Raw genomic sequence first — 13,936 nt, forward strand, 5'->3', positions numbered from 1 at the left:
CTTTACCCCTTGGTGTGCTGTTACAGACCGACCAACGCTGGCAGCCCACCGATATCGGTGATCTGCTGGTAACCGTAAAACGCATTGCCTGGCACTTCGTGGCCACGGGCAACGAACGCTTTGTTTTTGATTTTCATGTCATGGGCCGGCATCAGGTCATAACGGAAGCTGGAAGACACATGCAAGATGTCGTCCGGGCCGCAACCCAGGTTATCGAGCATGAATTCGAAGGCGGCCAGGCGCGGCTTGTAGGCCTGGGCCTGTTCGGCAGTGAATACTTTGTGGAATGGCGCGCCGAGCTTGTCGACGTTGGACATGATCTGGCTGTCGCTGGCATTGGAGAAGATAACCAGGGGAATCTTGTCGGCAATCTTCGACAGGCCGGCCGGCACGTCCGCGTGGGGGCCCCAGGTCGGCACGGCGTCGTAATACAGCTGGCCTTCCTCGCGATACTCGATACCCCAGCGCTTGCAGGTACGGGCCAGGGCGGTCTTGAGAATTTCGTCGTAGGGGCGCCAGTCGCCCATGACCTGGTCGAGGCGGTAGGCCGAGAAGTCCTTGACGAATTGGTCCATCTGCTGAGGGGTGACACGATCAGCGAAGAGCTCGCGGGTCATGGTGCCCATATGAAAGTTGGTCAGCGTACCGTAGCAGTCGAACGTAATGAATTTGGGACGAAGAAAGCTCATGGAGTGCGGTCCTGAAGTTCGTTGAGTGTGACAAGCGTTCACTGCCCTGGCGGCGGCTCCGCCTCGTTGCAGCACAGGTTCATTACACCACTGTGAAATCAGCATATGCCGTCTAAAAAGACCTTCGCTCAATACAAACCACCGTTTTGGTGGCTGGGCTCAGCAGACTTTGCGGTGCGCGCCAGGCTTGGGCAGGGCCTGTGTTTGTGCGCTTTTTGGGGGCTTTGAGGGGCAGAAAGGCTTAAGGACGGGGGTGGGGGCGGCAGAAAGTGTGGCTGGCCGGGATTGCTTGCGTGGCCGTGACCGCGCTATGGAGATGTACCCGGAAAACACCCTTGGCATTTGCTGCTGCCCCCCTACCCCAATTAAGTAGTAACTGTGGCCGCGCAACACACAGCCCAAGGAATCTGCCGAATATTCCCGACCCACTTGCCAGCCTCTAAAACAGGTGGGATACAAGCATCCTCGTGCTGAACAATACGCTCTAATGGAGGCTCGCCATGTCCGCCCTGCCACACCCTGCTTATGTATACCGCCCCATGACCGCGGCCGACCTGCCGGCCGCCCATACCTTGTCGGTGCAACTCAAATGGCCGCACCGCCTGGAAGACTGGGCCATGTTGCAACGTGTCAGCGACGGTTTCGTGGTGATGGATGGCGAGCGCCTGATCGGCAGCGCCTTCGCCTGCCCCCAGGGCGACTACGCCACCATCGGTTTGGTGATCGTGAGCAATGACTACCAGGGCCAGGGCATCGGCCGTCGTTTGATGGAAAAAGCCCTCGCCGCCTGCGATGCGCGCACGCCGGTCCTCAACGCCACCCTCGCCGGCGCCCCGCTGTATACCAGCCAGGGGTTCGTCGAATTTGGGCGAGTGCAACAGCATCAGGGCCAGGCGTTGGTGCCCGCCCTGCCGGGACTGGCCGATGGCGAAACCTGCCGCGCCCTGCACGCCGACGACCACCCCGGCCTGCTCGCGCTGGCCAAAGCCGCCAGTGGCCTGGACCGCCGCGAAGTACTGCGCGACCTGCAGGTGGAGCACGCGGTGGGCATCGAGCGCGATGGCCAGCTACGCGGCTTCGCCCTGCTGCGGCCGTTTGGTCGTGGGCGCTGCATCGGCCCGGTGGTTGCCGAAAACATCGATCAGGCCAAGCACTTGATCGCGGTACTGCTGGCCCAGGTGCCGGATGCCTTTGTCCGCATCGACATTCCCGTCGCCTGCGGCCTCAGCGACTGGCTCGAATACGCCGGGCTGAAGAACATCGACACCGTCGCGCAGATGGCTCTGGGCACGCCGCCCCGGGCCAGCCACGGCGTACACCCCTTTGCCCTGATCACTCAGGCGATCGGCTGACTTTCCTCCCGGAGCATTCCCCATGTCATCTCCCCGTATCCTGCTGTTGGCTCGCGCCGACGGCAGCCGCGTTGCCACGTCTTTCAATACCGGCGCCTTGAGCGCGCTGGACCCCTTCGGCGACACCCGCCAACTCGCCTGGCTGGGCGATGATGGCGTGTCCGCAGGGCTGGTGACATTCAGCGGCGAAGCCGTGATCGAAGGCTTCCCCCACAGCGAAACACTGGTGGTACACGCAGGCCATGTGCTGCTCGGCAGCGCAGACCAGACACTGGAGCTGGGGGTCGGCAGCAGCGCCGTGATCGGTCGTGGCACACGCCTTACAGTGCAGGCGAGCGCAGGCAGCCAATGGGCGTTCTGCGCCGTCGACCAAGCCGATGCTCCGGCGCGCCCGGGCCTGACCTTGCTTGCCCCGCATACCCTGCTCAATCCCTCCGCCGCGCCCGAACCACAGATCCTGATCGGCCCTACCCCGCAGTGCCGCGCGTTCAACCTGTTCGATGATGAGGTTACTGAGCTGCGCATCGGCATCTGGGATTCGACGCCCTACGCCCGCCACGGCCGCCCGCACAAACTGCATGAATTGATGCACCTGCTCGAAGGCAGCGTCACGCTGCAAGACGACGAGGGAGTTGCGGTGACGGTCAACCGTGGCGACACGGTATTCGTGGCCAAAGGTGCGCCGTGTGCCTGGAACAGCACGGTGTATGTACGCAAGGTCTACGCCGTGAAATAAGGCGCAAATCAGGCTTTCAGCGCCTCCTCCATAAACGCCACCAATGCCTGGACGCGCGGGCTGCGAAGCTTTCGCGACGGCACCAGGAGGATGATCGGCGCACTGTCAAAACTCCAGTCTGCCAACACGCGCACCAGGCTGCCGCTGGCAACGGCGTCGCTGACATCCCACTGCGAACGCAACACCAACCCCAAGCCTTGCTCGGCCCATCGCCGGGCAACGCTTCCATCATTGCTCAGCAACGCCGGCTCCACGCGCAGCGTCTTGCGGCCCTGCCCCTTGCGCAGGTGCCAGAGCGTAACGTCCTCATCATTTTCACGAATGCAAATGCAGCGATGGGACGCCAGTTCGTCCGGTGATGACGGTACACCGTGGGCTTGCAGGTAGGCTGGGCTCGCGCATAGCCAACGTTCGTTTGGCGTGAGCGACCGCGCCGTCCACAGGCTGTCGTTGAGATGGCCGATGTGAATCACCGCATCGCTGTCATGACGATCAGGCCAGGGGGTCTCGCGCAGATCCAGGTGCAGGCACAGCTGGGGGTGCATCCTGGCAAAACGCGCCAACAGCGGTGCGATTCGCTGCCGACCATAGCCAAATGGCGCCGCCAACCTCAAGGTGCCCACCAGCGTTTCGTCCTTTTGCCTGAAGGACTCCGGCAGCGCTTCGAGCTGCTCCAGCAGCAGCGCACTTTCTCGCGAGAACCGCTCGCCATCTGCCGTAAGGCTGAGGCGTCGGGCGTCGCGATTGGCCAGGGTCAGCCCCAGCAAGGTCTCCAGTTTACGCAGGCGCATGGAGAGCGCCGGCGGAGTGACGTTCAGGGCTCGGGCCGCAGCGCTCAGTGATTCAGAGCGCGCAAGGGTGACGGCCAGACGCAGGTCTTCGATAGAAATCATTCAATTTTACTTAATGATTGATTAGTCATGATTGAACCACAACTTAAGGACAGCTGAGTAGAGTGCCGCCTGTACCCAGTCACTCGAGTTCCGCCATGTCCATGCAGATTGCCTCCCTAGACACACCTGTCGCACTCATCGACCTTACGCGAATGCAGCACAACATCCAGCGTATGCAAGAGCGCATGGGCACCCTTGGCGTACGTTTGCGCCCGCACATCAAAACCAGCAAGTGCTTGCCGGTGATCCAGGCACAGATTGACGCAGGCGCCAGCGGCGTCACGGTTTCCACCCTCAAAGAGGCCGAGCGTTGTTTCGCCGCAGGCATCAGCGATGTGTTCTACGCCGTTGCCATAGCGCCGGGCAAACTGCCTCAGGCCCTGGCCCTGCGGCGCAGAGGCTGCAACTTGAGTCTGCTCACCGACAGCGTCTCAGGCGCTCGCGCCATCGTCGCGTTCGCACAGCAACATGACGAACGCTTCGACGTATGGATCGAGATCGATTGCGACGGCCATCGCTCAGGCCTGGCCGCGCAAGACCCTGTGCTGATTGAGGTGGCGTACCTCCTCAACGACGGCGGTATGCACCTGCGGGGGGTGATGACCCACGCGGGCTCCAGTTACGAGCTGGACACCCTCGAAGCCCTGCAGGCGCTGGCCGAACAGGAACGTGCCCTCTGCGTCAGCGCCGCCCGCACCATCCGCGAAGCCGGGCTGGCGTGCGCCGAGGTCAGTATCGGCTCAACCCCCACGGCCCTCTCGGCCCTGAACCTGGACGGTGTCACCGAAGTGAGGGCGGGCGTGTATGTGTTCTTTGACCTGGTGATGCGTAACATTGGCGTGTGTCAGGCCGACGAGTTGGCACTCAGCGTACTGACCACGGTGATCGGCCATCAGCCGGACAAAGGCTGGATCATTACTGACGCCGGCTGGATGGCCATGAGCCGTGACCGTGGCACACAGCGCCAGCGCCAGGACTTCGGTTATGGCCAAGTGTGTACCGAAGCCGGCGACTGGATCGACGGTGCGCTGGTCACGGGCGCCAACCAGGAACATGGCATCGTCACCCTGGGCACCGCCGCCATTGACGACCTTGTTACGCGCTTCCCCATCGGCAGCCGGCTGCGCATCCTCCCCAACCATGCCTGCGCCACCGGCGCGCAGTTCCCGGACTATCACGCCGTGGACGCCAAAGGCGGCGTACACATCTGGAGCCGCCTCCATGGCTGGTAATCAATCAGGTTCGAAAAGCCAGGTGCTGATTATCGGTGGCGGCATCATGGGCGCCTCGTCGGCGTTTTTCCTGCGGCGGCGCGGCTGCTCGGTCACGCTGCTGGAACGCGACCAGATCGGTCAGTACGCCAGCGGTGTGAACTTCGGCAACGTGCGCCGCCAGGGCCGCTACCTGGGGCAACTGGAGCTGGCCAATCGTTCTTGGGCGCTGTGGAAACGCCTGCCCGAGCTGATCGATGACGACCTGGAGTTCATCCCCAGTGGCCACATGCGCGTGTGCTATCGCGAAGATGAAATCGCTGAACTTGAGGCCTACGCCGCCGCGCCGGAAGCCGCGCAACTGGACTTGAAAATCTATCGTGGCGCCGAGCTGCACCGGCGCTTTGGTTTCCTCGGCCCGGAGGTGAAAGGCGGCTCCTATGCGCCTCACGATGGTCACGCCAACCCGCGCCTCGCAGCGCCGGCGTTTGCCCGTGCAGCCCGGCGTCTCGGGGCACGAATCGAGGAAAAGACCGAAGTCGCCGACGTGGAAAAGGTCAATGGTTTATTCCAGGTCACCACCACCGACGGGCAGTTGTTCGTCGCCGAGCAGCTGTTGATTACAGCCGGTGCCTGGGCTGCCCGCTTGTCCGAGCGCTTTGGTGAGCCGGTACCGCTGGAGCCCAACGGCCCGCAGATGTCGGTCACGGAACCGGTGCCCTACGCCTTGCCGACCGTGATCGGTGTGTTCACCAAAATCAAGGAAGAGGTGATCTACTTCCGCCAGATCCCGCGCGGCAACATCATCATCGGCGGCGGCAACCGCTGTACGCCGGACATGATCAACCGACGGGCGTTTTTCAAACCCGAAAGCCTGCTCAACCAGATGCGCCAAATGCGGCGACTGTTACCGGGGGCCGAGAAGCTGAACATCATTCGTGTGTGGAGCGGTATCGAGAGCTACACCCCGGACTCCCTACCGGTGATGGGCCCGAGCGGCAGCGTGGACGGGTTGTTTTATGCCTTCGGCTTCTGTGGGCACGGCTTCCAGCTCGGCCCGGGCGTGGGGGATGTAATGGCCGAGCTGATCAGCACCGGCAGCACCAGCACCTTGATCAGCCCCTTCGATATCCGGCGGTTTACCCAACCTTCTACGGTGCCTGCAAACGCCCCCACTACAGGAAAACTGATATGAGCCACTCCTACGTTTATCGCACAGTCACCGCCGCCGACATGCCCGCCGCCCACGCACTGTCCGTGCACCTGAAATGGCCTCACCGCGAGGAAGACTGGGCGATGGTGCAGCGCACGTCCGAAGGCTTTGTCGCCGAACATGAGGGTAAGCTGGTGGGCGTGGCGTTCGCCTGCCATCAGGGGGCTTATTCCTCCATCGGTCTGGTGATTGTGAGTGAACAACACCAAGGCAAAGGCATCGGGCGCCAGCTGATGAACCTGTGCCTGGACGCTACGGGCCCGCGTACGCCGATCCTCAACGCAACCGAATCAGGGGCGCCGCTGTACACCAGCCTGGGCTTCGTCGACTTTGCGCACATTCAGCAACATCAGGGCGTACCGCACGCTCCGGCACCAATGCCGTTGACCCGGCATGCGCACTGTCGCGGATTGAGCCTGGCTGATTACCCCACGGTGATCGAACTGGCCAATGCCGGCAGCGGCCTGGACCGCAACCAGGTACTCAACGACCTGCTGTCTACGGCCGAGCACGTGGTCGGCATTGAGGTCGAAGGGCAACTCAATGGTTGCGCCCTGCTCCGCCGATTTGGTCGGGGCCATATCGTGGGTCCTGTCGTTGCACACAATCAGGAACAGGCCCAACAGTTGATCACTCACCTGCTGCGGTTGATCCCGGGTCAGTTCGTGCGCTTCGACATTCCCACCGCCTGCGGGTTGGCCGACTGGCTGGAGAGCCTGGGGCTGCCATGCGTCGACAAAGCGCCGCGAATGGTACGGGGTGTGCCCCCGCAATCAAGCGGCGGCATCAACCAGTTTGCGCTGGTGACGCAAGCAATCGGCTAGGTCGCAAAGCCAGCCTGCCAGATTCAGCAGATTATCCCTTGCAGCGTTGAATAACGGCATCTTCGGGCTGAAACCTTTTGCTAGCTTAGCGAGACACCGGGCCTTGCTGTTCGCAGGGCCTATTGCCGCTCCAGGGAGCCAGTTGGATGACCATACACGCGTCGAACAAAACGTCTCAGCAGCTTTATATCGACGGCTGCTGGGTTTCCCCGACCATTGCCGCCAGTTTGCCGGTGGTCAACCCGGCCAATGAGGAGGTGGTTGCACAGGTCGCAAGCGGGTCTGCCGAGGATGTGGATCGTGCCGTTGCGGCAGCACGTGCGGCGTTCGCCGGTTGGTCTGCAACGCCCGCGGCATCTAGGGCGTTGGTGCTTGGGAAAATCCACGAGCTTATCCTTGAGCGCAAAGAGCAGCTTGCACAGGCGCTCTCCTTGGAAATGGGCGCCGCCATCGGCTTCGCTCGGGCAATGCAAGTGCCGTTGGCGGCCGAACACGTTCGGGTCGCTCGTGATTTGCTGTCCAGCTATCGCTTCCAGACGGTGGAAGGCGGTACCGCCATCCAGCGCGAGCCCATAGGCGTCTGCGGTCTTATCACGCCGTGGAACTGGCCGTTGTATCAGATCACCGCCAAAGTCGCCCCGGCCATCGCCGCAGGCTGCACCGTGGTCTTGAAACCCAGCGAACTGTCGCCGCTGAGTGCCCTGCTGTTTGCACAACTGGTGCATGACGCAGGCCTGCCGCCCGGGGTGTTCAACCTCGTCAATGGAAGCGGTGCCCAGGTTGGCGCAGCCATGGCGGCACATCCGGATATCGATATGATCTCAATCACCGGCTCCAACCGCGCAGGCGCGCTGGTTGCCCAAGCGGCAGCCCCTACGGTGAAACGCGTCACCCAGGAACTGGGGGGCAAGTCGCCGAATGTGTTGCTGCCCGACGCCGACTTCGCCAAGGCCGTACCGCTGGGGGTGATGTCCGCGTTTCGCAACGTCGGGCAATCGTGCAGCGCTCCGACCCGCATGATCGTGCCAAAAAACCGTTTGGCCGAGGTCGAAGCCCTGGCGGCGGCGACTGCAAATGCGCTCATCGTTGGCGACCCGCAATCGGAAGACACGCAATTGGGGCCCATCGCCAACGAAGCCCAGTTCAATCGCGTCCAGGCGATGATCCAGGCAGGCCTCGACGAGGGTGCGAAACTGGTGTGCGGTGGGCCTGGGCGTGTGCTGGGTTTTGACAAGGGTTTTTATACCCGCCCCACGGTTTTCTCCGACGTGAACAGCGCCATGCGCATTGCCCAGGAAGAAATCTTCGGCCCGGTGCTGTGCATCATTGCGTATGAGACGGTGGATGAAGCCGTCGCCATCGCCAACGACACGGTATACGGTTTGGGCGCCCACGTTCAGGGCCACGACTTGACGCAGGCACGTGCCGTGGCGTCGCGTATTCGTGCGGGCCAAGTGCACCTGAACTACCCCGCGTGGAATCCGATGGCGCCGTTTGGTGGCTACAAGCGCTCAGGGAATGGTCGGGAGTATGGCGTGCAGGGGTTTGAGGAGTATTTGGAAACCAAGGCTATTATTGGATTTGGTGAATGAGTCATGGGCCTGTGGCGAGGGCTTAATTTTGCAGGCATGGAAAAGCCCAAGCGTTACCGTTTGGGCTAAGTCATTGAGCTATATGGTTGGGACGGAGTGATTCGAACACTCGACCCCTGGCACCCCATACATGGCGTAGGCAGATATGCACCTGGCCAAGGCGGCGATACTCTAAGAGTTGAGATCCTTGGCGCGGCCCAGGTTGCCAAATTCCTGTGCTTCGCACGCAGTGATCGCATAGGGGCCGAAACCGACCAACTCCGATTAGGCTTGTTGCACCTCGCCGCTCATGCCGGCGTCATTGTTGAAAGCCCGGAGTACTTGGGGAATGGCGACATTAGCGAACGTACAGGTTTGTCCAAGTCCACGACCAGTCGCCTGACCCAGACGCTTATCCGCAGCGGCATGCTCGTGTACGAGGAAACGGAGATTGCTGACGCCTGCGAAAGCGTGCGACTTCGAGGGTATTGCGCTGCTTCCTGGCAGGCCGAAGTTGTGACCATTTCCACGCCACTTGGCATACGTAATTATCAGGACCACATATTGAATATCAGCGTATCGACCCCTAAGTCGATTGAAGCAGTGATCGCTCAATATGCCAAACCATTGATGGCGCTGGCTGACAAAATTCGAGCCAGTTTCTTCGATAGCGACGGACGCTAATCACGGGCTGAACAGCCTGGCCAACAAGCCGAATTCAGCCTGCAATAAAAAAGAACGCGGTCAATGGCGGTCGACGGGTGGTGTTCATTTCGCACAAGAAACGGTTCCAGCGGATACTTGAAACGCGAAGGCGCGTTCTCAATACTTTTCAACAAAACGGCTTCAACTCAGAAGTCCGCCACCTTACCCCAGGCGGACGTCTGAAAACGGTCTGGGTGATAAGGACGCGGATCAACAATGGGGGTCATACCGCTGACGATATCGGCAATCAGATGACCCGCGCCCGGACCAATACCAAAACCATGCCCGCTGAACCCTGCCGCGATCACCAACCCTGGCAGGCTGGCCATTTCGCCGATACCGGGAACACCGTCCGGCGTACTGTCCACATAGCCGGCCCAGGACGCCTTGATCGACGTTCCTTGCAAAGCCGGCACCAATTGCACCGCGCGCTTGTAAGTCAACGCAACTGTCGAGGCATCAGCGCTTGGATCGAGAATTCGCATTCTCTCCATCGGCGTGGGCTGGTCCAGGCGCCAGCGCTTCAAGCTTTCGTGGCCTGCGTGCCAGCCTTCCAGCCCCCCAAGCGCAAGGTTGCGCCAGCGGCGCTGAAACATCGGCAAGAATTGCGTAGAGAACCCCAGCAACTGCGGAGTGATGTCGACTCGACCTCGTCCGCTGATCGCCAGCGTGTAACCGCCATCGAAGCGGCGGGTCATGGACGCGCCAGCGGTATGCAGCGCACTGGGAATTTCCTGGCTCGGAGCGGTGACCGAAAGAACGGTCTGACGAATCGTCGCTTGCGGGAACCGAATACCGTATTGGCGGCAGAACGACGAAGCCCAGGCGCCGGCGGCAAGCACCGCGAGCCGGGTGCGTATGGTGCCTTTTTCGGTGATCACCGCCGACAATCGACCGCCTTCGGTCTCGACGCCCCGCACGGCGCAATCCTGGTGCACGCTACTGCCCAGTGCCATGATCGCGCATGCGACCGCGGGGGCTGCGCGGGAAGGGTCGGCTATGCCATCGGTGGGCGCAAATACCCCACCCCTCCAAGACGTGCCAGTCGCCCTGCCACGCTCTGCGGCCTGCTCGGCGGTGAGCATCTGGGTTTGCACGTTGACCGTACGCGCAAACTCGCCCCAGCGCGCCCACCCTTCCAGCTCCTCGTCGTTGTTGCTTAGGTAAAGTAAGCCGCACCGCGTAAAACCGGTCTGCTCACCGGTTTGTGCGGCGAATTGCTCCCACAGTTCAAGGCTTTTGGTGGCCATCGGCAACTCACGCGCATCGCGATTCTGCTGACGGCACCAGCCCCAGTTACGGCTTGATTGCTCGGCGCCTATGCGGCCCTTTTCGACCAGCGCGACCTTCATGCCGCGTCTGGCAAGATAATAGGCGGTAAAGGCGCCGATGATACCGCCGCCGATCACGACCACATCGGCCTCTGCCGGCAGATCGGCAGAGGTATGCACGGGAATCAAGGGTGCTGGCATGTTCTAGTTATCCAAATGGGGTCAGAAGAGTGACCTGTTGCTAAAGCCCGACCAGTCCGGCCAGCCCGCCGATATCCGGGATCTGGTGGTAGCCGAAGGCAGCATTGGCCGGCTGTTCATGCCCCCGGGCCACGAAGGCTTTGTGCTTGATCTTCATGTCGTGGGCCGACATCAGGTCATAGCGAAAGCTCGATGAAACATGCAGCACATCCTCCGGCCTGCAGCCCAGGTTATCGAGCATGAACTCGAAAGCCGCCAGACGTGGTTTGTAGGCCTGGGCCTGCTGGGCGGTGAAGACCTTGTGAAACGGTGCGCCGAGCTTGTCGACGTTGGACATGATTTGTTCGTCCATGGCGTTGGAAAAAATCACCAGGGGAATCTTGCCGGCGATTTTCGCCAGACCCGCCGGCACGTCGGGATGCGGTCCCCAGGTCGGCACGGCGTCGTAGTACACCTGGCCTTCGTCGCGGTATTCGATGCCCCAACGCTTGCACGTGCGCGCCAAGGCTATCTTGAGAATCTGGTCATAAGGCAGCCAGTCACCCATGACCTGGTCCAAGCGATAGGCCGCGTAGTCCTTGATGAACTGGTCCATTCGCTCAGCCGGGATGCGATCGGCAAACAGATCGCGCGTCAGGGCTGCGGTTTTGAAGTTGGTCAATGTGCCGTAGCAGTCGAAGGTAATGTACTTGGGGCGAAGAACGCTCATGAATGCGGTCCTTAATCAGTGCTGAGGTCATTACGGCGCAAGCCGCTGTGGGGTGCCGAGCATCCGGCCCTCATGAATTTATTACATCACCATGAGGCCGTGCATAAGCGCTTAAACGCTGGGTTACTTGGTACAAACTACCGTTTTAAAGGCACGCCCCAGCAGCTTTATCGAGGCGCCTGGGTGGGCTTTACAACTCGGCAAAAGCGCTTTCCAAGGCGTCCAGCAGCCGACCCGCCTCCCTTGCTGTCCAGATCAAGGGCGGGCGAATTTTCAGAATGCTCGCATCGGGTCCGGTCGCAGAAATGAGCACGCGCTTTTCCCGCAGATGGTTGACCAGGCGCAAAGCGATCTGCATGTCCGGCGTTTTGCTGGCCCGGTCCTTTACCAGCTCGACCGCGAAGTACATGCCGGTGCCTCGCACGTCGCCAATCTGCTCGTACCGGGCAGCCAGGTCGTTGAGACCCGCCATGATCAGGCTGCCCACACGGATGGCGTTGGCCATCAACTGCTCTTCGGTAATGACATCCAGCGTCGCCTGAGCGGCCGCAATCGCGACGCTGTTGCCGCCAAACGTATTGAAATAGCGCATGTCGCGACCGAAGCTCGCGACCACTTCCGGGCGCACCATCAATCCCGCCACTGGGTAGCCGTTGCCCATGGGTTTGCCCATGGTGATGATGTCCGGCACCACCGCGTGGCGTTGATGCCCCCAGAAATGCGTGCCGCTGCGACCAAACCCCGACTGGACCTCATCGGCGATGAACAGGCCTCCCGCCTTGCGCACCACCTCGGCGATCGGCCCGAATACATCGACCGGATCACAGAACAGGCCATCGGACGAAAACAGGCAGTCGGCAATGAACGCCGCGACTCCCCCCCCATGGCGTTGGATATCGCGGATCTGCGCCGCCACTTGGTCGGCCATATAGCGGCCCAGTGCTTCACGTGGGATGCGATAGGAGTCCGGAGCAGGCACCCGGCGCACGAACGGGTCGAGCTTGGCATTAATACCCAGCGACGGCGAAAAGGCTGCCACGGTCGCCGAGTTGCCGTGGTAGGCCTCGGCGGTGACGATGACGCCCGTATTGCCGGTGTGATGCCGTGCAATGCGGATGGCAAGATCGTTGGCTTCCGAACCACTGCAGGTGAACATCAAGTGCCCTTCGGCGGCCATCTCTCCGTCCGCCGTGGCGCGCAGCTGTTCGGCGTAGTCAAGAATGCCGTCCTGCATGTACCGAGTGTGGCTGCACAGCTTTTTCATCTGTTCAGTGACCGCAGCGATAACGCGCGGATGGCAATGCCCCAACGACACCACGTTGTTGTAGGCGTCCAGGTACTCGTTGCCGTCCTTATCGTACAGGTAAGCCCCTTCGCCACGCACAACCCCCACCGGCTCGTTGTAGAACAACCGATAGGCGGGCCCCAGCAAATCGATCCGACGCTGAATATGTTCACGTGCAGCAGGGTCCAGGCGATCGGCGTTGGCAGGGTTGAAGCCGTTAGGCATGTCACCACGGACAGCCCGGATATTTGAGTTGCTCATTTAAAACCCCCCTAAGCAATGGATGAATCAGTCGGCGAAGTGCATCAAAAGCGCTGACATCTGTGACGGTGACCGGTTAAGCATCCAATCCAACTGGCCCCATCCCGGCGCGGCATTCCTTAAGATGTAGGCGCTGTTCTGCGGGAAAAGCTGCGAGCGCCAGGTGGTAATCAACGCTCTGGCAACCAGGCGTGCCATGGCCAGGTGCGGGATAAGGGCCAGCTCCTCTGGCGTCAGGTCGGCGACCCGCAGGTAACCTCTGAGCAGATCCTTGGCGGGGGCAAAAATATCGAGGTCCTGGCCGGGTTGCACCGCGAGCAACTGGTTCATCATGGCTGTAGACACATCGATGGCAATAGCGGTCTTGACCGTGTCGCCGAAATCGATGATCGCTCCGACACATTGCGGGCGATGCGCATCGATGACGATGTTCGAGGTATTGAAGTCGTTATGCAGCACTTGTTGTCGGCACCCAGCGATCAAGCCCTCCACCTCGCCAAAGCGTTCGAGTGCCCGCTCCAGCGAGTGCCGGCGCGCGGGCTCGACGACACCGTTGAGCATTGGCTCAAGCATCCGCAGGTGCTGCACATCCCAGCAGACCTTGCGCGATTCTGCCGGGTGGGTAAAGTCGGCAGTGGCCAGCCTCAGGTGCGCAAGCAATTGGCCGATCTGCTCGCGCCCCAGGGAGTTGAGGGTGGTTTTATCCAATGGTGTGCCTGGCATAAAGCTCAGAAGCCTCACCTGCCTTGACTCACCACTTTCAGTTACTACGGTGGTCAGGTACCTGTCGTCCAGTGCGGGGTAAACCCTGGGGATCGGTAACTGAGGCGCCCTGCGCCCAATATGCTGCATCACTTCGATTTGCAGCGAGAGCTCAACGGGCGCTTCCTGCGGGTTGGCGATCTTGAGCACGTAGGATTGGCCGCTTGAACAATCGCAGCGAAACGTATCGTCTTTTTCCGTGGCAAATCGCGTCAACTGCGCGCTGATACCAAACTGCTCCAGCACAATACGC

At 61.2% G+C, this 13,936-nt stretch carries 13 protein-coding genes; 7 read left to right on the plus strand and 6 right to left on the minus strand.

Annotation, left to right across the window (positions count from 1 at the left end):
- Nucleotides 1-20 precede the first annotated feature (20 nt).
- Nucleotides 21-689: a haloacid dehalogenase type II gene (locus ACM530_RS25685; RefSeq protein WP_416363485.1), complete on the minus strand. Its 669-nt coding sequence runs from the start codon at nt 687-689 to the stop codon at nt 21-23.
- A gap of 500 nt (nt 690-1,189) precedes the next feature.
- Between ACM530_RS25685 and ACM530_RS25690 the strand changes: the two genes are divergently transcribed.
- Together ACM530_RS25690 and ACM530_RS25695 are read left to right on the plus strand one after the other, a co-directional pair.
- Entirely contained in the window at nt 1,190-2,041 is an 852-nt protein-coding gene (locus ACM530_RS25690) for a GNAT family N-acetyltransferase (protein WP_416363486.1), read from the plus strand.
- A gap of 22 nt (nt 2,042-2,063) precedes the next feature.
- On the plus strand, nt 2,064-2,777 hold the full coding sequence (locus ACM530_RS25695) for a cupin domain-containing protein (protein WP_242196673.1): 714 nt from the start codon (nt 2,064-2,066) through the stop codon (nt 2,775-2,777).
- A gap of 8 nt (nt 2,778-2,785) precedes the next feature.
- Here ACM530_RS25695 and ACM530_RS25700 read toward each other — a convergent pair whose 3' ends face one another.
- Nucleotides 2,786-3,670 carry a LysR family transcriptional regulator gene (locus tag ACM530_RS25700; RefSeq protein ID WP_416363487.1) on the minus strand — a complete coding sequence of 295 codons (885 nt, stop codon included), beginning with the start codon at nt 3,668-3,670 and terminating at the stop codon, nt 2,786-2,788.
- A 95-nt stretch (nt 3,671-3,765) separates the two neighbouring features.
- Between ACM530_RS25700 and ACM530_RS25705 the strand changes: the two genes are divergently transcribed.
- The 5 genes from ACM530_RS25705 (at nt 3,766) to ACM530_RS25725 (ending at nt 9,173) form a co-directional block, all read left to right on the plus strand.
- Nucleotides 3,766-4,902 carry a DSD1 family PLP-dependent enzyme gene (locus ACM530_RS25705; protein ID WP_416363488.1) on the plus strand — a complete coding sequence of 379 codons (1,137 nt, stop codon included), beginning with the start codon at nt 3,766-3,768 and terminating at the stop codon, nt 4,900-4,902.
- Nucleotides 4,892-6,076: an NAD(P)/FAD-dependent oxidoreductase gene (locus ACM530_RS25710; protein ID WP_145160729.1), complete on the plus strand. Its 1,185-nt coding sequence runs from the start codon at nt 4,892-4,894 to the stop codon at nt 6,074-6,076. Before ACM530_RS25705 ends, ACM530_RS25710 begins: the two co-directional genes overlap by 11 nt.
- Nucleotides 6,073-6,918: a GNAT family N-acetyltransferase gene (locus tag ACM530_RS25715; RefSeq protein ID WP_416363489.1), complete on the plus strand. Its 846-nt coding sequence runs from the start codon at nt 6,073-6,075 to the stop codon at nt 6,916-6,918. Before ACM530_RS25710 ends, ACM530_RS25715 begins: the two co-directional genes overlap by 4 nt.
- A 146-nt stretch (nt 6,919-7,064) precedes the next feature.
- The gene (locus ACM530_RS25720) at nt 7,065-8,510 is read left to right on the plus strand and encodes an aldehyde dehydrogenase family protein (RefSeq protein WP_262209540.1); all 1,446 of its coding nucleotides are present in this window, start codon (nt 7,065-7,067) and stop codon (nt 8,508-8,510) included.
- 96 nt (nt 8,511-8,606) lie between these two features.
- Nucleotides 8,607-9,173: a helix-turn-helix domain-containing protein gene (locus tag ACM530_RS25725; RefSeq protein WP_416363490.1), complete on the plus strand. Its 567-nt coding sequence runs from the start codon at nt 8,607-8,609 to the stop codon at nt 9,171-9,173.
- Nucleotides 9,174-9,340: 167 nt separating this feature from the next.
- Here ACM530_RS25725 and ACM530_RS25730 read toward each other — a convergent pair whose 3' ends face one another.
- The 4 genes from ACM530_RS25730 to ACM530_RS25745 form a co-directional block, all read right to left on the minus strand.
- The gene (locus ACM530_RS25730) at nt 9,341-10,666 is read right to left on the minus strand and encodes an NAD(P)/FAD-dependent oxidoreductase (RefSeq protein WP_145160723.1); all 1,326 of its coding nucleotides are present in this window, start codon (nt 10,664-10,666) and stop codon (nt 9,341-9,343) included.
- A 40-nt stretch (nt 10,667-10,706) separates the two neighbouring features.
- The gene (locus tag ACM530_RS25735) at nt 10,707-11,375 is read right to left on the minus strand and encodes a haloacid dehalogenase type II (RefSeq protein ID WP_145160721.1); all 669 of its coding nucleotides are present in this window, start codon (nt 11,373-11,375) and stop codon (nt 10,707-10,709) included.
- A 190-nt stretch (nt 11,376-11,565) separates the two neighbouring features.
- Nucleotides 11,566-12,921: an aspartate aminotransferase family protein gene (locus ACM530_RS25740; protein WP_416363491.1), complete on the minus strand. Its 1,356-nt coding sequence runs from the start codon at nt 12,919-12,921 to the stop codon at nt 11,566-11,568.
- 27 nt (nt 12,922-12,948) lie between these two features.
- The gene (locus tag ACM530_RS25745) at nt 12,949-13,929 is read right to left on the minus strand and encodes a phosphotransferase (RefSeq protein ID WP_256676421.1); all 981 of its coding nucleotides are present in this window, start codon (nt 13,927-13,929) and stop codon (nt 12,949-12,951) included.
- Between the last annotated feature and the right edge of the window lie 7 nt (nt 13,930-13,936).

The sequence above is a fragment of the Pseudomonas sp. NFX183 genome, assembly GCF_047943075.1.
In the GTDB taxonomy this organism is placed as follows: Bacteria; Pseudomonadota; Gammaproteobacteria; order Pseudomonadales; family Pseudomonadaceae; genus Aquipseudomonas.

Coding starts and splice junctions, on each gene's coding strand:
- ACM530_RS25735 (WP_145160721.1), bottom strand. CDS start 11,375: ATGAGCGTTCTTCGCCCCAAGTACATTACCTTCGACTGCTACGGCACA.
- ACM530_RS25700 (WP_416363487.1), bottom strand. CDS start 3,670: ATGATTTCTATCGAAGACCTGCGTCTGGCCGTCACCCTTGCGCGCTCT.
- ACM530_RS25685 (WP_416363485.1), bottom strand. CDS start 689: ATGAGCTTTCTTCGTCCCAAATTCATTACGTTCGACTGCTACGGTACG.
- ACM530_RS25730 (WP_145160723.1), bottom strand. CDS start 10,666: ATGCCAGCACCCTTGATTCCCGTGCATACCTCTGCCGATCTGCCGGCA.
- ACM530_RS25690 (WP_416363486.1), top strand. CDS start 1,190: ATGTCCGCCCTGCCACACCCTGCTTATGTATACCGCCCCATGACCGCG.
- ACM530_RS25705 (WP_416363488.1), top strand. CDS start 3,766: ATGTCCATGCAGATTGCCTCCCTAGACACACCTGTCGCACTCATCGAC.
- ACM530_RS25695 (WP_242196673.1), top strand. CDS start 2,064: ATGTCATCTCCCCGTATCCTGCTGTTGGCTCGCGCCGACGGCAGCCGC.
- ACM530_RS25740 (WP_416363491.1), bottom strand. CDS start 12,921: ATGAGCAACTCAAATATCCGGGCTGTCCGTGGTGACATGCCTAACGGC.
- ACM530_RS25715 (WP_416363489.1), top strand. CDS start 6,073: ATGAGCCACTCCTACGTTTATCGCACAGTCACCGCCGCCGACATGCCC.
- ACM530_RS25720 (WP_262209540.1), top strand. CDS start 7,065: ATGACCATACACGCGTCGAACAAAACGTCTCAGCAGCTTTATATCGAC.
- ACM530_RS25710 (WP_145160729.1), top strand. CDS start 4,892: ATGGCTGGTAATCAATCAGGTTCGAAAAGCCAGGTGCTGATTATCGGT.